Source organism: Citrobacter sp. Cpo100 (assembly GCF_030332595.1).
GTDB classification, from domain to species: Bacteria; Pseudomonadota; Gammaproteobacteria; order Enterobacterales; family Enterobacteriaceae; genus Citrobacter; species Citrobacter portucalensis.
Window position 1 is genome coordinate 215,307 of sequence record NZ_JAOWHM010000037.1, and the last position, 19,659, is coordinate 234,965.

Annotated in this window: 16 protein-coding genes; 10 read left to right on the plus strand and 6 right to left on the minus strand. The window is 52.2% G+C overall.

The window, feature by feature from the left end; genetic code table 11:
* Positions 1 to 62: 62 nt before the first annotated feature.
* A complete protein-coding gene (gene bdcA, locus OGX96_RS16590) occupies positions 63 to 776 on the minus strand; it encodes an SDR family oxidoreductase (RefSeq protein WP_286583657.1) in 714 nt (237 codons plus the stop codon).
* A gap of 72 nt (positions 777 to 848) precedes the next feature.
* Between bdcA and OGX96_RS16595 the strand changes: the two genes are divergently transcribed.
* Together OGX96_RS16595 and OGX96_RS16600 are read left to right on the plus strand one after the other, a co-directional pair.
* Positions 849 to 1,439: a TetR/AcrR family transcriptional regulator gene (locus OGX96_RS16595; protein WP_071446254.1), complete on the plus strand. Its 591-nt coding sequence runs from the start codon at positions 849 to 851 to the stop codon at positions 1,437 to 1,439.
* A gap of 28 nt (positions 1,440 to 1,467) precedes the next feature.
* The gene (locus OGX96_RS16600) at positions 1,468 to 3,159 is read left to right on the plus strand and encodes an amidohydrolase (protein WP_286583659.1); all 1,692 of its coding nucleotides are present in this window, start codon (positions 1,468 to 1,470) and stop codon (positions 3,157 to 3,159) included.
* 54 nt (positions 3,160 to 3,213) lie between these two features.
* Here OGX96_RS16600 and chaA read toward each other — a convergent pair whose 3' ends face one another.
* On the minus strand, positions 3,214 to 4,314 hold the full coding sequence (chaA, locus tag OGX96_RS16605) for a sodium-potassium/proton antiporter ChaA (RefSeq protein ID WP_048216245.1): 1,101 nt from the start codon (positions 4,312 to 4,314) through the stop codon (positions 3,214 to 3,216).
* 400 nt (positions 4,315 to 4,714) lie between these two features.
* On the opposite strand from chaA, the gene chaB reads away from it, so the two are divergent.
* The gene (gene chaB, locus OGX96_RS16610) at positions 4,715 to 4,945 is read left to right on the plus strand and encodes a putative cation transport regulator ChaB (RefSeq protein ID WP_008784971.1); all 231 of its coding nucleotides are present in this window, start codon (positions 4,715 to 4,717) and stop codon (positions 4,943 to 4,945) included.
* A 196-nt stretch (positions 4,946 to 5,141) separates the two neighbouring features.
* On the plus strand, positions 5,142 to 5,837 hold the full coding sequence (locus OGX96_RS16615; RefSeq protein WP_198802350.1) for a gamma-glutamylcyclotransferase: 696 nt from the start codon (positions 5,142 to 5,144) through the stop codon (positions 5,835 to 5,837).
* Between the two features lie 55 nt (positions 5,838 to 5,892).
* Here the strand turns inward: OGX96_RS16615 and OGX96_RS16620 are convergent, their stop codons facing one another.
* Positions 5,893 to 6,138: a DUF1883 domain-containing protein gene (locus tag OGX96_RS16620; RefSeq protein WP_038641131.1), complete on the minus strand. Its 246-nt coding sequence runs from the start codon at positions 6,136 to 6,138 to the stop codon at positions 5,893 to 5,895.
* 261 nt (positions 6,139 to 6,399) lie between these two features.
* A complete protein-coding gene (locus tag OGX96_RS16625; protein WP_003833402.1) occupies positions 6,400 to 6,753 on the minus strand; it encodes a DsrE/DsrF/TusD sulfur relay family protein in 354 nt (117 codons plus the stop codon).
* Positions 6,754 to 6,971: 218 nt separating this feature from the next.
* On the opposite strand from OGX96_RS16625, the gene OGX96_RS16630 reads away from it, so the two are divergent.
* Positions 6,972 to 8,357, plus strand: coding sequence for a YchO/YchP family invasin (locus tag OGX96_RS16630; protein ID WP_137377198.1), 1,386 nt, complete (start codon positions 6,972 to 6,974; stop codon positions 8,355 to 8,357).
* 21 nt (positions 8,358 to 8,378) lie between these two features.
* On the opposite strand, the gene narL is transcribed toward OGX96_RS16630, so the two are convergent.
* Positions 8,379 to 9,029 carry a two-component system response regulator NarL gene (gene narL / locus OGX96_RS16635; RefSeq protein ID WP_003833392.1) on the minus strand — a complete coding sequence of 217 codons (651 nt, stop codon included), beginning with the start codon at positions 9,027 to 9,029 and terminating at the stop codon, positions 8,379 to 8,381.
* Positions 9,022 to 10,818 (minus strand): nitrate/nitrite two-component system sensor histidine kinase NarX, encoded by a 1,797-nt coding sequence (gene narX / locus OGX96_RS16640; RefSeq protein WP_003833391.1) that lies wholly within the window; start codon positions 10,816 to 10,818, stop codon positions 9,022 to 9,024. The genes narL and narX overlap by 8 nt, the downstream gene beginning before the upstream one ends.
* Positions 10,819 to 11,158: 340 nt before the next feature.
* Between narX and OGX96_RS16645 the strand changes: the two genes are divergently transcribed.
* From OGX96_RS16645 to narI, 5 genes are all read left to right on the plus strand, one after another.
* On the plus strand, positions 11,159 to 12,550 hold the full coding sequence (locus OGX96_RS16645) for a NarK family nitrate/nitrite MFS transporter (RefSeq protein ID WP_003833390.1): 1,392 nt from the start codon (positions 11,159 to 11,161) through the stop codon (positions 12,548 to 12,550).
* 396 nt (positions 12,551 to 12,946) lie between these two features.
* Complete coding sequence (locus OGX96_RS16650; protein ID WP_198802348.1) at positions 12,947 to 16,690, plus strand: nitrate reductase subunit alpha; 3,744 nt, start codon at positions 12,947 to 12,949, stop codon at positions 16,688 to 16,690.
* A complete protein-coding gene (gene narH, locus OGX96_RS16655) occupies positions 16,687 to 18,225 on the plus strand; it encodes a nitrate reductase subunit beta (RefSeq protein WP_198802346.1) in 1,539 nt (512 codons plus the stop codon). The genes OGX96_RS16650 and narH overlap by 4 nt, the downstream gene beginning before the upstream one ends.
* Positions 18,222 to 18,932 (plus strand): nitrate reductase molybdenum cofactor assembly chaperone, encoded by a 711-nt coding sequence (gene narJ, locus OGX96_RS16660; RefSeq protein ID WP_008784959.1) that lies wholly within the window; start codon positions 18,222 to 18,224, stop codon positions 18,930 to 18,932. The genes narH and narJ overlap by 4 nt, the downstream gene beginning before the upstream one ends.
* Positions 18,932 to 19,609 (plus strand): respiratory nitrate reductase subunit gamma, encoded by a 678-nt coding sequence (narI, locus tag OGX96_RS16665; RefSeq protein WP_286583667.1) that lies wholly within the window; start codon positions 18,932 to 18,934, stop codon positions 19,607 to 19,609. Before narJ ends, narI begins: the two co-directional genes overlap by 1 nt.
* Positions 19,610 to 19,659 lie beyond the last annotated feature (50 nt).

The window sequence follows — 19,659 nt, forward strand, 5'->3', positions numbered from 1 at the left end:
TGTTGCAGTCCGGAGAGATATCTCTTCGGACTGCTGTTTGAGAAAAGTGTTAAGGGTGGGCGTCAGGCGCCAAACGCACCATCAATTGTATGCATTGCCCCCGTCACAAATCCAGCCTCAGGGCCTGCAAGCCAGGCAACCATTCCCGCAACTTCCTCTGGACGGCCATGTCGTTTTAGCGCCATAAAACTGTGCATCAGCTCTTTCAGTGGGCCATCTTCCGGGTTGGCATCGGTATCAATAGGGCCTGGTTGAACCACGTTTACCGTAATGCCCCGCGGTCCAAAATCACGTGCCAGCCCCCGGGCCAGCCCTTGCAGCGCTGATTTGCTCACCGCATAAGAGGCCAGGCCAGCAAGAGGCATACGGTCGCCATTCACAGAACCAATAATGATAATGCGTCCGCCGTCAGGCATCTGTCGTGCCGCTTCCACGGCCGCATAGTATGGGGAGTGAATGTTAATCCGGAACAGGCGCTCCACGTCATCCGGATCCTGCTCCAGCGCATCACCAAACAGAATAATGCCTGCATTAACTACCAGCACGTCCAGCGGGCCGCTTTCGCGTACCCGGTTGATGACGGCGTTACGATCGGCGCTATCGGTTTGCGCTGTCTGGGTACCCGTCTCATCAGCAAGCGCTTTGGCAGCGTCAGGGGAGCCTGAATAGGTAAAGGTAACCGATGCGCCATCCGCGGCAAAACGGCGCACGATAGCCGCTCCAATCCCACGACTGCCGCCAAGAACCAGAACTGACTTGCCATTAAAAGAAGACATGAGGTACTCCTTGAACAATTATGTAGTGATCGATATATAATAGGTGCACAGTTTTCTGTCAATGGATTTGTAATGAACACTACAAAATGCACTCGAGCACCTGGACGCCCACGTAATTTTGATCCAGAAATGGCCGTTGCCAAAGTACAACCCTTGTTTCACGCACATGGCTATGACGCGGTTAGCGTGGCGGATGTCACCGCGGCGTTGTCGATCAAGCCCCCCAGTTTCTATGCTGCTTTTGGGAACAAAATCGGTCTTTATGAACGTGTTCTTGACCGCTACGTACAAACTGAGGCGATTCCGTTTGATGATATTTTGCGCCCCGACAAACCCGTTTCTGCATGTCTTACCGATCTGCTTGAAGAGGCGGCGCGACGTTATGCCGCAGATCCGCATACGCCGGGATGTTTGGTCCTGGAGGGCACGCACAGTAACGATCCGCAAGCGCGGAAGGTCGCGCGGAATTTCTACTCGGCTGCCGAACATAAAATTCACGACTTTATCGCACAGCGGCATCCTAAAGAGGCTGACAGCCTGACTGATTACGTCAGTACCACAATGCTTGGCCTGTCGGGAAAAGCGCGTTGCGGGCATTCGTTCGAACGTCTGCTAGCCAGCGCGCGAATCGCCAGCGTAGCGGTGCGGCATCAGCTTTCCTGATTTTCATCACGTGAAAAGGTAGATAAATATGATGGGTAAACTGGGACTTCGCTTTAATACTCCCCCTCCGGCTATTCGCAAAGCAACGTTGGCCGCAATTCTGATCGGAACTTCATTTCTGGCGCATTCTCAGGACAAGGCCGATGTTATTTTGTATAACGGCAAGCTGATTACCATGGATGAACAACAACCCAACGCGCAGGCGCTGGCGGTAAAAGGGCGGCATATTATTGCGGTGGGTAATAATGAAACGGTGAAAAAATGGTCCGGACCGAACACGAAGGAAATCAATCTTACGGGGCAAACCGTTATTCCGGGATTAATTGATGCGCATCTGCATGGCATTCGGGGTGGGAGGACGTTTTTATTTGAAACCTACTGGTTTGATACTAAAAATTTATCCGATGCGTTAAATAAATTGTCGCAATCTGCGGCACAGAAAAATACTGCGCAATGGGTGGCGGTGGCTGGCTCATGGATACCTGAACAATTTGCTGAAAAACGGGATCCGACGGTTCAGGAACTGAATCAGGCGGTGCCTCAGCATCCTGCGTATATACAAAGCCTTTATGACTATGCCCTGTTAAATCAAAAGGCTATCGAGACCCTAAAACTTAATAGTCCACAGCCGGATGTTCCGGCAGGGATCGTGATAGAACGCGATGACAAAGGGCTGGCAACGGGGAAATTGCGCGGGACCATTGGCAGTTTTAACCAGCTTTTCGCCCAGATTAGCCAGACTTCCGATGTTGAAAAGAACCTTAACGCCTTTGTTCGTTATTTAAATAAACGCGGCGTGGTCGGGTTTATCGATCCTTCTGCCGGGCATGAGCAAGCTTATCGTGATTTCTTTAAACTTCAGCAGCAGCAACCTCTCAGGATACGTGTTGGATATCGTTTATCCGCACCGCCTGGTAATGAAACGGAATGGTTTAAACAACGTCTGGCATTTCGCCCGGCAATACACGATGACGGCAGAATAGCCTTTCTGGGCTTCGGTGAAAGCCTGGTGATGGCAATGAATGACGGCGTACGGATGTCATCTGGATTTAAGTCTTCTGCACAATCCCAACAAGAACAATTTAAGGTGCTCCAGCTTGCCGCCCAGGAAGGGGTCGCCGTAGAAATACATGCCTATACCGATGACAGTGCGGATGCGATTTTAGATCTCATTAGCGAGGTGGCTAAATCGTATGACATTGCTCCGTTACGCTGGTCTATTGCGCATCTCAATACCGGTACGCCAGAAACAATTACCCGCATGAAGAAACTCGGCTTGGCCTATTCTGTCCAGATGGGGCCATATTTTGAATCTCCCGCCATTGGACGCGCAAATGGTAAAACGGTGGCGGCACTCTCATCACCAGTTCAACCCGCGTTAGAGCAGGGGGTAATCGTTGCCGGCGGTACAGATGCGACGCGGATTGGCGTTACGGGAGTGTGGCATGCCATTGAGTATCATGTCACAGGTAAAGCACTCGACGGCTCAGTACGCCATGACACCCGCCAGTTAAGTCGGGAAGATGCGTTAAAAATGTATACCCGAAATGCCGCCTGGATAGCTTTTGCAGAACAGCAGAGGGGAAGTTTGCAGGCAGGTAAGCTCGCCGATTTTGCGGTGCTTAATCAGGATATTATGGCTATTCCGGCAGACAAATTGCACCAAACGGAGTCGTTATTAACGTTTGTCGATGGTCAACAGGTTTATCCGGAGCAGTGAGCGGTAAAAGAAAACGGCCCTGAGAAGGGCCGTGGATTCTATCAGAAAGACTAATCAGGCAAATATCGTCATCAGATAGGCGATAAACAGCGCCAGATGCGCCGCACCGTTAAGCACGTTGGTGCGCCCGGTGGAGAAAGAGATGTGGCACAGTACCAGTGATGAAACCATCACAATCATCTCTGGCGCGCCCAGCGCAAAGACCAAATCATTCCCGGTTGCCCATGCGATCAGGGTCACTACCGGAACGGTCAGTGAAATGGTGGCTAACACCGAACCGAAGAATAAATTCATCGCCCGCTGTACCTGATTACTCAGAACCGCTTTCAGCGCGCCGAGGCCTTCAGGAGAGAGGATCAGCAATGCGACCAGGAAACCGGTAAATGCCACTGGGGCATTCAGTTCAGTCAGCAATGTCTCCAGCGGGCTGGCGTTCATTTTAGTCACGGCAATAACGGCGATCAGATGAATGATAAGCCAGGCAGCGTGCCACAAATTGCTATGTGCTGACGGTTTACCGTGATGCGGGTCGTCGTCGTCACCCTCGTCTTCATGCTCGTAAATGAACAGACTCTGGTGCGTTTTAGTTTGGATCAGCAAAAATACACCGTACATTGCCGCAGAAATTAACGCCACCAACAGCGCTTGTGCGGTAGTGAAATTCGCACCCGGTAAAGCCATTGGGAACACCAGTACAATAATGGCCAGTGGGAACAGTGCAATTAAATACTGCTTAATGCCAAACAGATTCATATACTGAGTGGCAAATTTACGGCCACCTAACAGTAATGAAAAACCGACCAGGCCGCCGGTTACGATCATAATGATTGAATATAGCGTATCGCGCATGAGCGTAGGCGCAGCATCGCCGGTCGCCATTAATGCGGAGATTAAGCTGACTTCAAGAATAACAACGGACAGGCTGAGGATCAGCGACCCGTAGGGTTCACCAAGTCGATGTGCTAATACGTCCGCATGACGGACAACACTGAATGCACTGCTTAATATACCAATAAGGGCCAGCGCATTAATGCCGATGACCACTGGTAGTGACTGACTGCTCCCCCATAAGAACAGTACTACCAGTGCTAAAATCGGGAAGACGAGAGAGGTCTCCTTGTGGCGGGTTTTTACCGCCTCATGTACGTGTGTCATTGAATTAATTCTCCGTCTCTGCAGGTATTTATACCCGTCATACTTCAAGTTGCTTATGTGTTGGCTACGCTCGCTCACCCCCGTCACATAGTTATCTATGCTCCTGGGGATTCACTCCCTTGCCGCCTTTAAGCAACTCGAATTATTTAGGGTATATAATTATAAAAAGTATTAAAGAATGTAAAAAATAACAGAAAACCTGGTTTTGTAGGTGACATTTTACGAAATTTTACTACATCGCTTATTTTTCCTCTCAAAGCGGTCAAAAACAAAGTTCTAGTTTATAGACTGTTTAATTAACAGAGGGTTAGATGTGGAAATTTTCTATAAATGTCCATTATTGGCGCATCTCCGCATTGTTAACCACACTTAAGGTTTAGCCTAAAAAGAGGAGTTCACAATGCCATATAAATCCAAAAGCGATCTGCCTGAAAGCGTGCAGCATGTTCTGCCAGCCCATGCTCAGGACATCTACAAAGAAGCTTTCAACAGCGCCTGGGAACAATATAAAGATAAATCTGACCGTCGTGATGATGCTACCCGTGAAGAGACAGCACACAAGGTGGCGTGGGCCGCGGTCAAAAATGATTATCAAAAAGGTGATGATGATAAATGGCATAAAAAGGCGTAACAGTATCAATTATAATGCCTTTATGAACTAGCTTGCATCAGGCGTTAGCGAATCGTGCTACGCCGCGCCGTTGCTGGCTTGCAAGCGAGCGGTGAATTGCCTATTGTCCAGCTATTGGTTTCAAAATGAGCAGTAAAAAAGCCCGGAAGGCGTCAAAAAAGTTGTCGCAGGGAAGCAGCAGTGGCGGAGGTGTAAGGTGTTAACGCGTGATTTTTTATTGAATGCCGACTGTAAGACGGCATTTGGTGCTATTGAAGAATCACTACTCTGGTCAGCGGAACAACGGGCAGCCTCACTGGCCGCCACGCTTGCATGCCGACCAGATGATGGACCGGTGTGGATCTTCGGTTATGGATCGTTGATGTGGAACCCGGCCTTAGAGTTTGAAGAGTCCTGTTCCGGGACGTTAGTCGGCTGGCACCGTGCATTTTGTCTGCGCCTGACGGCGGGGCGAGGAACGGCGTGTCAACCAGGACGTATGCTGGCCCTGAAAGAGGGCGGACGCACCACCGGTGTGGCCTACCGTTTGCCGGACGCGTCCCTGGAACAAGAGCTTTCACTGCTGTGGAAGCGAGAAATGATCACCGGCTGTTATCTGCCGACCTGGTGTCAGTTGGCGCTTGATGACGGCAGGACGGTGAACGCACTGGTCTTTATTATGGATCCGCGTCATCCGCTGTTTGAGTCAGACACGCGCGCGCAGGTTATTGCGCCGCTTATCGCCGCGGCGAGCGGACCTTTAGGCACCAACGCCCAGTATCTGTTCTCACTGGAACAAGAGCTGGTCAAATTGGGGATGCAGGATGATTGTCTTAACGATCTGGTGATCACGGTCAAACGATTGTTGGGAGAGAATCTGCCGGAAGGTGTTATGCGTCCAGGATTTGCCTAATATCGGCTCGATGTTGTATGCCCGATAAGCCAGGTGCTTATCGGGCGTTTAACGCTTAGGCTGCAATAAAACTTATCGAATGCTCGAGCGACTGGCTATGGCTGTCGATCAGCACATTCCAGACGCCGGTATACGGTACGGTTAACCATGCGTTATCACGATCCTGCACGCTTAAGATGTCGGACTGCGTGTCTTTGACGTGATTTTTCTCGCTCATCAGGTGGATGTGGCAGCGCTCAGAACAGCGCACGACTACCGTATCGCCACCAAATAACTTTAAACTCGCCTTCACTAATGCCATTTTTCACCCCGTTCTTGAAAACAACGTACTTTCTGTCGAAAGTGCTGCGTGATGTTGTTCACATTTCACTCACTGCATAACACCAAAGGGGGAGCAACAGGATGCTGATTTTGATCAAAAAATGGCATAACGATTAAACAAAAGTGACAAAATACCTCAAAAGGGTTGAAAGGGCGTGCTAACGTTCAACGAAACCGCGCCCATCTACGATTAAATTCGGAAATTATCGACACTTTCAGTGAGCTTGCCTGAAGCGGTGTATCAGAAGGTTAATACTTTATCTGCAGCCAGCGTCCATTGAGCCAGTTCTACCAGCGTGCCGACGGCTACTCCGTCAATTAACGGCAGCGTCGTGATCCCGCGGCCATCGGTGCAGGTTTTACACAGTTTGACCGGCACATTTTGCGCCGTCAGGATCTCCAGCATTTGCTGAATATTGTATCCTTCTGCAGGTTTCTGACCTCGTAATCCCGCGGTTACCGCGTCCGACATTAAAAACAGACGCAGGTCCAGATCCGCTTCCTGTTCGCGCAGGGCGATGGCCAGACGCAGGCTGTTAAATAACGATTCGCTTCCATAGGCTGCACCGTTCGCGACGATCACTATCTTTTGCATTATTACTCCTGTTGTCAGATGGAAGGGATAATTCCTGGCGTGTATGTTACTCCCTGTTCCTGATGTGGGAAAGAAAGCATGGTTGCAGGAGTGGGTACCTCTAATTATCCATGTCAGAAAATCCCGAAAACGGGGATAAAGGCTGCAATTAACAGCCGAAGACGTTATGGTTTAGGTTAAGTGTGTCTAATTAATTGATGTAAGAAACAACTGACGATTTGAGCCGTAATATTTATTTTTCTCTCGCTGTATTCTCACTCTTGCCATTGGCAGGCGGTATTGCCAACGCACGGACATCTTTTATTCACCAGGCTGAAAACCCTTTCGATAACAATAGTGATGGCTTACCCGATCTCGGTATGGCGCCGGAGTCGCGGGCAGGCGAAAAGCACTTTGCTGAAATGGTCAAAGCGTTTGGTGAAGCCAGCATGACCGATAACGGGCTTGATACGGGTGAACAGGCGAAGCAGTTCGCGTTTGGTCAGGTGCGTGACACGGTCAGCGAACAGGTTAATCAGCAACTGGAATCCTGGCTCTCTCCCTGGGGAAACGCCAGCGTTGGATTGCAGGTGGATAACGAAGGCAGCTTTACCGGAAGTCGGGGAAGTTGGTTTATCCCATGGCAGGACAATCAACGATATTTAACCTGGAGCCAGTTGGGGCTGACGCAACAGGACGAAGGTTTAGTCAGCAATGCGGGGATTGGGCAGCGCTGGGTACGCGACGGCTGGTTTCTGGGTTACAACACCTTTTATGACAACCTGTTGGATGAAAATCTGCCCCGGGGAGGCCTTGGCGCCGAGGCGTGGGGCGAATACTTGCGCTTATCCGCTAACTATTACCAACCGTTGTCCTCCTGGCAGGAGCGTTCCGCAACCCAGGAACAACGGATGGCCCGCGGCTACGACCTGACTGCGCAAATGCGCATGCCGTTCTATCAACACCTCAATACCAGCGTCAGCGTGGAACAGTATTTTGGCGACCGGGTGGATTTGTTTCATTCCGGAACCGGGTACCACAATCCTGTGGCGGTGAATCTGGGATTGAGCTATACGCCGGTGCCATTGATTACCGTGACGGCACAACATAAGCAGGGCGAAAGCGGAGTCAGCCAGAATAACCTTGGCTTAACGCTGAATTACCGCTTTGGCGTGCCGCTAAAAAAACAACTGATGGTCAGCGAGGTGGCAAACAGCCGATCGCTGCGCGGCAGTCGTTATGACGATCCGCAGCGTAACAATCTGCCGACGCTGGAATATCGCCAGCGTAAAACATTGTCGGTATTTTTGGCCACGCCGCCCTGGGATCTCAAGTCTGGTGAGACGGTGGCGCTGAAGCTGCAGGTGCGTAGTTTGCATGGGATCCGCCATTTGACCTGGCAGGGTGATACCCAGGCGTTGAGTTTAACGGCGGGTAGCGATAACCGAAGCGCGCAAGGCTGGACGATTATTATGCCGAAGTGGGACAGCAGCGAAGGCGCGACAAACCGCTGGCGGTTGTCTGTGGTGGTAGAAGATGAGCAGGGTCAGCGTGTCTCTTCCAATGAGATCACGCTATCACTGACCGAACCGTTTATTACCGTTTCGGAAAATGATCCTCGTTAGCAATGAAGCATCAACGCGTTATCAGAAAATGCGTTCCTGATGTACCCATACCGCGGCTTCGACGCGTGATTTGAGCTTCATTTTCTTCAACATATGCTTCACATGGACTTTTACCGTACTTTCAGTGATGTCCAGACGACGGGCGATCATCTTGTTCGGCAGCCCCTGGGCAATGAGCTTGAGAATGTCGCGCTCACGCGGTGTCAGTTGGGTGACATCACGGTCCGACGTTGCACGATTAGCACGCAGGCTGGCGGCCAGAACCGGCGTTAAGGCCTCACTCAGCACCATTTCACCGGCCGCTGACTGCTGTAAGGCTTTGAGTAAATCTTCAGGCTCCATATCTTTCAGCAGATAACCGTCAGCGCCGCGTTTCAGTGCGGTAACTACGTCTTCTTCATGATTGGATACGCTAAACACAACGATACGGCCCGACAGTGACTTTTCACGCAGCTTATCGAGAGTTTCCAGGCCGTTCATGCCGGGCATGTTGAGATCAAGCAGGATCAGATCGGGATCAAGGGATTCAGCCAGCTCGATACCCTGCTCACCATTGCTGGCTTCGCCGACAACGGTAATATCGGGCGCCATGCTGACAAGCTGTTTTACACCGGTTCGCAGCATCGGATGATCGTCGATCAACAGGATGGTTGCCGGTTCCAGATTACTCATGGGTATCTCCTTGGACTTCTGTGAAGTTTGTTTCGGGAATAAAAGTGACAGCAACTTCAGTACCGCCCGTCTCGCGACGGCGTACGCGGCAATCGCCGCGCAAGCTCTGCGCACGATCGCGCATTATAATCATGCCGTAGTGGTTACTGCGTTCGGCGTTTTCCGGTACGCCGCAGCCGTTATCTTGCACTGTTAGTTTGACCTGCTTGCCATTTTGCACCACCGTCACGACCACTTCATTGGCCTGAGAGTGTTTAAGTGCATTACTCAGGGCTTCGCGCGCAATTTGTAGCAGGTGAATCGCCTGATGCGAAGGGACCAGGCGTGGCGGTAGCTGATAATCCAGCTTAACCGTAAATCCAAAACGGGCGCTGTACTCCTGACAGCTGGCTTCCAGCGCCGGCCGTAATCCAGGTTCTGTGAGCTGTAAACGGAAGGTGGTTAACAGCTCACGCAGTTGTGCCCACGAAGCATTCAGCTCGTTACGAATCTGGCTGAGCAACTCGCGACAGTTATCTGAAAGCGCATCGCCCTGCATCTGCAAACAGCTAACCTGCATCTTCATACAAGAGAGCGATTGTGCAATAGAATCATGAAGTTCGCGTGCAATGGTGGCACGCTCTTCCATCACGATCAACTGCTGCTGACGCTCCTGATGTCTGTCGAGCGCGAGCGTTGCGGTAAGTTGCTCAACCAGGGTATCAACCAGCTGCTGCTGATCGTGGCTGAGATGGCGTCCGTTCGGCAAGGTGGCGAGCAGAATACCATATTGGGTATGCGCATCGGTCAGCCGCCATTTCAATGTGATCCCGCCGTCAATCGCGGGCAGCGTTCCGCGAGGACACAGATGGCAACCTTTTTCATCACAGCTGGCATTGGACTGACAGGTAAATTCCTGATGATTGTCTTCATCTTCCAGGTCGTAAACCCGGAGTTCAATATCATGTAGCAAGGTTAAATTTTGCAGACCGTTCAGTACCGGAGAGAGGCGTTCGCACAACGGCACCTGAGAGTGCAGGCGGCGGTTGGCTTGCCACAGAAAAGAGAGGATCTGGTTTTTATGCTCCAGTCCCGCTGTTTTTTCCTGCACCCGCTGTTCCAGCACGGCATAACTTTCGGCCAGTTCTTCCGACATATTATTCAGTGCCGAGCCCAGAGCGGCCATCTCATTACGCCCGCTGATACGCGCGCGTTGGGTAAAATCACGTTGGCTGACGGCTCGCGCCATCGCCAGCAGCTGCTTCCACGGCTCTAACAGGCGCACGCGCAGCCAGATAATGGTGAAAACCAGCAGCAATGCCATAAATATGGCCATCAGGCGATGCAGCAGGACGACGCGTTCAATGCGTAATTCGGTGGTATGGTCAAAGGCGGTAACCAGCTTATCCAGACCGCCTACAAAGCGCGTCACATCCTGCGCTACCGCATCAGGCGTTTGCGCATGCGCAAGCCCCGGCGCCAGTTCAGTGTGCCAGTAATCCTGTAGTGCTTTTAACTGCGCCTGTTGTCCGTCTCGCTTTGCGGCACGCGTCAACTCCGGGCTAAACGCCGTTTTCTCCATTTCATCCAGAAGCGGTTGATCGCTAGCGTCCAGCGGTACGGCTGCCAGCAGGCGATAACTCTGCATGCGCAGCGATCCCGCTTTGTTGATTGCATGGGCGCTACCCTGAACGCCCTGAACCAGCCAGCCGGAGACAGCCATACCAGCCACGCCGATGGCTGTGGACAATAAAACAATCAGCGCCACCTGGTTGACCAGCGTAAGCGGGGAGAGACAACGTTTAAACATGGTGACTTGTTCCTTCGGGTTTTCGTCGAACAGAAAACCTTATTGAATGACGATTCTGCTGCAGGCAGTGGCGTTATTCTCGGCGATACACTGGAGTATACCCATACCTCAAACGGGCTACCTCTTAATTGCCAGCGGAGGGAGAGATCCTGGGCGAGGGGGAGTAGGGGGCGACAGAAGCGTGAAAAACCACATCTTTTTTACCGAAGTTATGTACTCATTTAGGGTAATGATAAATTTTAGGCATGAATAATGACACCTTTTCCTTTGATTTATATCAACTTACCTCCAGCTGTAAACCCTAATGTTGCAGGCATCGAAACAAGTATCAGAGGTGTCTATGAGTCACTCATCTGCCCCGGAAAGGGCATCTGGAGCTGTAATTACCGAATGGCGGCCGGAAGATCCCGCCTTCTGGCAGCAGCGTGGTCAACGAATCGCCAGCCGTAACCTGTGGATTTCAGTCCCTTGCTTGCTGCTGGCGTTTTGCGTGTGGATGTTATTTAGCGCCGTGGCGGTGAACTTACCGAAAGTCGGATTTGATTTCACCACTGAACAGCTGTTCATGCTGACGGCATTACCTTCGGTGTCCGGCGCGCTGCTGCGTGTTCCGTACTCCTTTATGGTTCCCCTGTTTGGTGGACGTCGCTGGACAGCGTTTAGCACCGGTATCCTGATCATTCCTTGTGTATGGTTAGGTTTTGCGGTGCAGGATACCTCCACGCCGTTTAGTACCTTTATTATTATCTCTCTGTTGTGCGGTTTCGCCGGTGCGAACTTTGCGTCCAGCATGGCAAACATCAGTTTCTTCTTTCCAAAACAGAAACAGGGTGGTGCGCTGGGTCTGAACGGTGGCCTGGGCAACATGGGCGTCAGCGTGATGCAGTTGGTTGCGCCGCTGGTGGTTTCACTGTCAATCTTTGCCGCATTTGGTAGCCACGGGGTTGAACAACCGGATGGTACGCAGCTGTATCTGGCAAACGCCGCATGGATTTGGGTACCGTTCCTTGCGGTGTTAACGCTGGCTGCATGGTTTGGTATGAATGAACTGGCAACCTCAAAAGCGTCGCTGAAAGAGCAATTGCCGGTGCTGAAACGTGGGCATCTGTGGATTATGAGTCTGCTGTATCTGGCAACCTTCGGTTCATTCATCGGTTTCTCTGCCGGTTTTGCCATGTTGTCAAAAACGCAGTTTCCTGAGGTACAGATCCTGCATTACGCCTTCTTTGGACCGTTGATTGGCGCGCTGGCTCGTTCAGCGGGTGGCGCAATCTCTGACCGTCTGGGCGGAACCCGTGTAACGCTGGTGAACTTCGTGCTGATGGCTATTTTCAGTGCCTTACTGTTCCTGACGCTGCCATCAAACGGTGTCGGTGGCAACTTTATCGCCTTCTTCGCGGTGTTCCTGGCATTGTTCCTGACGGCTGGTCTGGGGAGTGGTTCAACCTTCCAGATGATCTCCGTTATCTTCCGCAAGCTGACGATGGACAGAGTGAAAGCTGAAGGCGGTTCAGAAGAGAAAGCAATGCGCGAAGCAGCAACCGACACCGCGGCAGCGTTGGGCTTTATCTCAGCCATTGGTGCGATTGGCGGCTTCTTTATCCCGAAAGCATTTGGTACGTCTCTGGCGTTAACTGGTTCGCCGGTCGATGCGATGAAAGTCTTTCTGATCTTCTATGTCGCTTGTGTGGTCATCACCTGGGCGGTATACGGACGTCATTCTAAAAAGTAAAAAAAGTAGTAGCAGTTGATTATCCATTGCGCGGTGTTAGACCGCGCTTTTTTTTGTTCTAAATTAGTTACAACATACTTATATGTGAGCTCATGACGAAAGTCTGCGAAAACGGTGCTGGTAATATGCCTGTCAGGGGGGATACCCCTTAATACCCACTTATAAGGAATTTAACATTTGTATGATAAGTGATTTTAATAAAATCATTTAAATTCAATATGTTGACTGTTTTATTAATATCCTACTAAGGGGGTATGTAAAAACCAACCTCCATTTTTCATCCCTGCATGCCTTGATCGTTATCAATTCTCACGCCCTTTCAGAGCGTTACCTTCGCTCTCAATCAAGCAATGTCGATTTATCAGAGAGCCGTCAGGCTCCTACAGGAGAAAACCGATGAGTAAATTCCTGGACCGGTTTCGCTACTTCAAGCAGAAGGGCGAAACCTTTGCCGATGGGCATGGCCAGCTTCTCAATACCAACAGGGACTGGGAGGACGGATACCGCCAGCGTTGGCAGCATGACAAAATCGTGCGTTCAACCCACGGGGTAAACTGCACGGGCTCATGCAGCTGGAAAATCTATGTGAAAAATGGTCTGGTGACCTGGGAGACCCAGCAAACTGACTACCCACGCACGCGTCCAGATATGCCTAACCACGAGCCTCGCGGCTGCCCACGTGGTGCAAGCTATTCCTGGTATCTCTACAGCGCTAACCGTCTGAAATACCCGCTGATGCGCAAACGTCTGATGAAGATGTGGCGTGAAGCAAAAAGACTGCACAGCGATCCGGTAGACGCATGGGCATCCATCATCGAAGACGCCGACAAAGCAAAAAGCTTCAAACAAGCGCGTGGTCGTGGTGGATTTGTTCGTTCTTCCTGGCAGGAAGTGAATGAACTGATTGCTGCATCTAACGTTTACACCATCAAAACCTATGGCCCTGACCGCGTTGCAGGCTTCTCTCCGATCCCGGCGATGTCGATGGTTTCTTATGCTTCCGGCGCACGCTATATGTCGCTGATTGGCGGTACCTGCCTGAGCTTCTACGACTGGTACTGTGACCTGCCGCCGGCTTCCCCGCAAACCTGGGGCGAGCAAACCGACGTACCGGAATCTGCCGACTGGTATAACTCCAGCTACATTCTTGCATGGGGCTCTAACGTACCGCAGACCCGTACTCCGGATGCGCACTTCTTTACTGAAGTTCGCTATAAAGGCACCAAAACGGTAGCGATTACTCCGGACTACGCAGAAATCGCCAAACTTTGCGACCTGTGGCTGGCACCGAAGCAGGGAACCGATGCTGCGATGGCAATGGCGATGGGCCATGTCATGCTGCGCGAGTTCCACCTCGATAACCCGAGCCAGTACTTCACCGACTACGTTCGTCGTTATACTGACATGCCAATGCTGGTGATGCTCGAAGAGCGTGACGGTTACTATGCTGCTGGTCGTATGCTGCGTGCGGCGGATCTGGTCGACTCTCTGGGCCAGGAAAATAACCCAGAATGGAAAACCGTCGCTATCAACAGCAACGGCGAAATGGTTGCGCCAAACGGTTCAATAGGTTTCCGTTGGGGCGAAAAGGGCAAATGGAACCTTGAGCAACGCGACGGTACGTCAGGTGATGAAACCGAACTGCAGCTCAGCCTGCTGGGTAGCCAGGACGATATCGCTGAAGTGGGCTTCCCGTACTTTGGCGGCGAAGGTACCGAGCACTTCAGTAAAGTAGAGCTGGAAAATATTCTGCTGCACAAACTGCCGGTTAAACGCCTGCAGTTGGCCGATGGCTCTACCGCGCTGGTGACCACCGTTTACGACCTGACCATGGCTAACTATGGCCTGGAACGTGGTCTGAACGACGAAAACTGCGCGACCAGCTACGATGACGTGAAAGCGTACACGCCGGCATGGGCAGAAAAAATCACTGGCGTATCACGCTCTCAGATCGTACGCATCGCTCGCGAATTTGCGGATAACGCCGATAAAACGCACGGTCGTTCGATGATTATCGTCGGTGCGGGTCTGAACCACTGGTATCACCTCGATATGAACTATCGTGGCCTGATCAATATGCTGGTGTTCTGCGGCTGTATCGGCCAGAGCGGCGGCGGTTGGGCCCACTATGTCGGCCAGGAAAAACTGCGCCCGCAAACCGGCTGGCAGCCGCTGGCGTTTGCGCTTGACTGGCAGCGTCCGCCTCGTCATATGAACAGCACCTCCTACTTCTATAACCACTCCAGCCAATGGCGCTATGAGACGGTTACTGCGCAGGAACTGCTGTCCCCGATGGCAGACAAATCCCGCTACAGCGGTCATTTGATTGACTTTAACGTTCGCGCTGAACGTATGGGCTGGTTGCCATCTGCGCCGCAGTTAGGGACTAACCCGCTGCGTATCGCCGAAGAAGCGCAGAAAGCAGGCATGACGCCGGTGGACTACACCGTTAAATCCCTGAAAGATGGTTCTATTCGCTTTGCGGCAGAGCAGCCGGAAAACGGTAAAAACCATCCGCGCAACCTGTTTATCTGGCGTTCTAACCTGCTCGGTTCTTCCGGTAAAGGCCACGAGTACATGCTCAAGTATCTGCTGGGTACTGAACATGGTATTCAGGGCAAAGATCTCGGCCAGCAGAGCGGCGTGAAGCCTGAAGAAGTGGAATGGCAGGATAACGGCCTGGATGGCAAACTGGATCTGGTTGTCACGCTGGACTTCCGTCTGTCGAGCACCTGTCTGTATTCCGACATCGTGTTGCCGACCGCAACCTGGTATGAAAAAGACGATATGAATACCTCGGACATGCATCCGTTTATTCATCCTCTGTCTGCGGCAGTTGACCCGGCCTGGGAATCGAAGAGCGACTGGGAAATCTACAAAGCCATCGCCAAGAAATTCTCTGAAGTTTGCGTGGGCCATCTCGGTAAAGAAACTGACGTCGTTACGCTGCCTATTCAGCACGACTCTGCCGCAGAACTGGCACAACCGCTGGACGTGAAGGACTGGAAAAAAGGTGAATGTGACCTGATTCCTGGTGTTACCGCACCGCACATCATGACCGTTGAGCGTGATTATCCGGCAACCTACGAGCGTTTCACCTCCATCGGCCCGCTGATGGAAAAAATCGGTAACGGCGGTAAAGGGATTGCCTGGAATACCCAGAGCGAAATGGATCTGCTGCGTAAGCTCAATTACACCAAGGCTGAAGGTCCGGCAAAAGGCCAGCCGATGCTGGATACCGCAATTGATGCAGCCGAGATGATCCTGACGCTGGCGCCGGAAACCAACGGTCAGGTAGCCGTTAAAGCCTGGGCTGCGCTGAGTGAATTTACCGGTCGTGACCATACGCATCTGGCGCTGAATAAAGAAGACGAAAAAATTCGCTTCCGCGATATTCAGGCGCAGCCGCGCAAAATTATCTCCAGCCCGACCTGGTCAGGACTGGAAGATGAACACGTGTCTTATAACGCCGGCTATACCAACGTTCACGAGCTGATCCCATGGCGTACGCTGTCTGGTCGCCAGCAGTTGTATCAGGATCATCAGTGGATGCGTGACTTTGGTGAAAGCCTGCTGGTTTACCGTCCGCCAATCGACACCCGTTCGGTGAAAGCGGTGATCGGCGAGAAATCTAATGGTAACCCGGAAAAAGCGCTCAACTTCCTGACGCCGCACCAGAAATGGGGTATCCACTCCACTTACAGCGACAACTTGCTGATGCTGACGCTGTCACGCGGTGGCCCGATTGTGTGGATGAGCGAAGTCGATGCGAAGGATCTGGGAATCGAAGATAACGACTGGATCGAAGTCTTCAACAGCAACGGTGCGCTGACGGCACGTGCAGTTGTCAGCCAGCGTGTACCGGCCGGGATGACCATGATGTACCACGCGCAGGAACGTATCGTTAACCTGCCGGGTTCAGAAATCACCCAGCAGCGCGGTGGGATCCACAACTCGGTGACCCGTATTACACCGAAACCGACCCATATGATCGGCGGCTATGCGCAGCTGGCCTACGGCTTTAACTACTACGGCACCGTCGGTTCAAACCGTGATGAGTTCGTAGTTGTACGTAAGATGAAGAACATTAACTGGTTGGATGGCGAAGGCAATGACCAGGTACAGGAGAGCGTAAAATGAAAATTCGTTCACAAGTCGGCATGGTGCTGAATCTCGATAAGTGCATCGGCTGCCACACCTGTTCAGTGACCTGTAAAAACGTCTGGACCAGCCGTGAAGGTATGGAGTACGCCTGGTTCAACAACGTCGAAAGTAAGCCTGGCGTTGGCTTCCCGAACGACTGGGAAAACCAGGAAAAATGGAAGGGCGGTTGGATCCGTAAAATCAACGGCAAACTGCAGCCGCGCATGGGTAACAAAGCGCTGCTGTTGGGTAAAATATTTGCTAACCCGCATCTGCCGGGCATGGATGATTACTACGAGCCGTTTGATTTTGACTACCAGACGTTGCATAACGCCCCGGCAGACAGCAAAGCGCAGCCGATTGCTCGTCCACGCTCGCTGATCACCGGTCAGCGAATGGATAAAATTACCAGCGGTCCGAACTGGGAAGAAATTCTGGGCGGCGAGTTTGAAAAACGCGCCAAAGACCAGAACTTCGAAAACATGCAGAAGGCGATGTACGGTCAGTTCGAAAACACCTTCATGATGTACCTGCCGCGTCTGTGTGAGCACTGCCTTAATCCGGCGTGTGTGGCGACCTGTCCGAGCGGCGCTATCTACAAGCGTGAAGAAGATGGCATCGTGCTGATCGACCAGGACAAGTGCCGCGGCTGGCGTATGTGTATCACCGGCTGCCCGTACAAGAAGATCTACTTCAACTGGAAGAGCGGGAAATCGGAGAAGTGCATTTTCTGCTACCCGCGTATCGAAGCTGGTCAGCCGACCGTTTGCTCCGAAACCTGTGTAGGTCGTATCCGTTACCTCGGCGTACTGCTGTATGACGCAGATGCGATCGAAAGTGCAGCAAGCACCGAGCACGAGAAAGATCTGTACCAGCGTCAGCTGGACGTGTTCCTCGATCCGAACGATCCTGCTGTTATTGAACAGGCGCTGAAAGATGGTATTCCGCTGAGCGTCATTGATGCCGCACAGCAGTCTCCGGTTTACAAAATGGCGATGGACTGGAAGCTGGCGCTGCCGCTGCATCCGGAATACCGCACACTGCCGATGGTCTGGTACGTGCCGCCATTGTCACCGATTCAGTCAGTTGCTGATGCGGGCGAGCTGGGCAGCAACGGTATTCTGCCGGATGTTGACAGCCTGCGTATTCCGGTTCAGTACCTGGCGAACCTGCTGACTGCAGGTGACACCCAGCCGGTACTGTTGGCGCTGAAACGTATGCTGGCGATGCGTCACTACAAACGTGCGGAAACTGTTGACGGCAAAGTTGATACCCGTGCGCTGGAAGAGGTGGGCTTAAGCGAAGCGCAGGCACAGGAAATGTATCGTTACCTGGCGATCGCAAACTACGAAGATCGTTTCGTGGTACCGAGCAGCCATCGTGAACTGGCACGTGACGCGTTCCCGGAGAAAAGCGGTTGTGGCTTTACCTTCGGCGACGGTTGCCACGGTTCTGATACTAAATTCAATCTGTTCAACAGCCGCCGCATCGACGCTGTCGATGTGACCAGCAAAACGGAGCCGCACCAATGATTGAACTCGTCATTGTTTCGCGTCTGCTCGAGTACCCGGATGCTGCCTTGTGGCAGCATCAGCAGGAACTTTTCGATGCACTCGCGTCATCTGAGAACCTGGATAAAGAGGATGCCCAGACTCTGGGCGTTTTCCTGCGCGATCTAACCGCGCAGGACATGCTGGATGTGCAGGCCGCCTACAGCGAACTGTTTGACCGTGGCCGTGCGACATCGCTGCTGCTGTTTGAACATGTTCATGGTGAATCCCGCGATCGCGGTCAGGCTATGGTTGACCTGATGGCACAGTATGAGCAGCACGGTTTACAGCTCGACAGCCGCGAACTTCCCGATCATCTGCCGCTGTATCTGGAATACCTTGCGCAACTGCCGAAAAGCGAAGCGCTAGGTGGCTTACAGGATATTGCGCCGATTCTGGCACTGCTCAGCGCTCGTTTGCAACAGCGTGAAAGCCGTTATGCAGTGCTGTTCGATCTGCTGTTAAAACTGGCGAATACCGTTATCGACAGCGATAAAGTGGCTGAAAAAATTGCGGATGAAGCCCGTGACGATACTCCACAAGCGCTGGATGCGGTCTGGGAAGAAGAGCAGGTGAAATTCTTCGCCGATCAGGGGTGTGGCGAGTCGGAAATCTCCGCTCACCAGCGTCGTTTTGCCGGGGCCGTTGCGCCGCAGTATCTGAATATCACCACCGGAGGACAGCAATAATGCACTTCCTGAATACGTTCTTCTTTGACATCTATCCGTACATCGCGGGTTCTGTCTTTCTGATCGGCAGCTGGCTGCGTTATGACTATGGGCAATATACATGGCGTGCAGCTTCCAGTCAGATGCTGGATCGCAAAGGGATGAACCTGGCGTCAAACCTGTTTCACATCGGGATCCTAGGTATCTTTGCTGGGCACTTCCTTGGCATGTTGACGCCGCACTGGATGTATGAAGCCTGGCTACCGCTTGAAGTGAAACAAAAGATGGCAATGTTTGCGGGCGGTGCCAGTGGCCTGATGTGTCTGATTGGTAGTGTACTGCTGCTGAAACGTCGTCTGTTCAGCCCGCGCGTGCGGGCCACCACCACCGGGGCGGATATTCTGATCCTCTCACTGCTGGTGATCCAGTGTGCGCTGGGCCTGCTGACCATTCCGTTTTCCGCCCAGCATATGGACGGTAGCGAGATGATGAAGCTGGTGAACTGGGCGCAGACAGTGGTGACCTTCCAGGGCGGAGCGTCTCAATATCTCGATGGTGTTGCGTTCATTTTCCGTATGCACCTGGTGCTGGGTATGACGCTATTCCTGTTGTTCCCATTCTCTCGTCTGGTACACATCTGGAGCGTCCCGGTCGAATATCTGACACGCAAATACCAGATTGTTCGCGCGCGTCACTAATCGTATATTTGAGAATGACAAAACCCTGCTTCGGCGGGGTTTTTTTATGC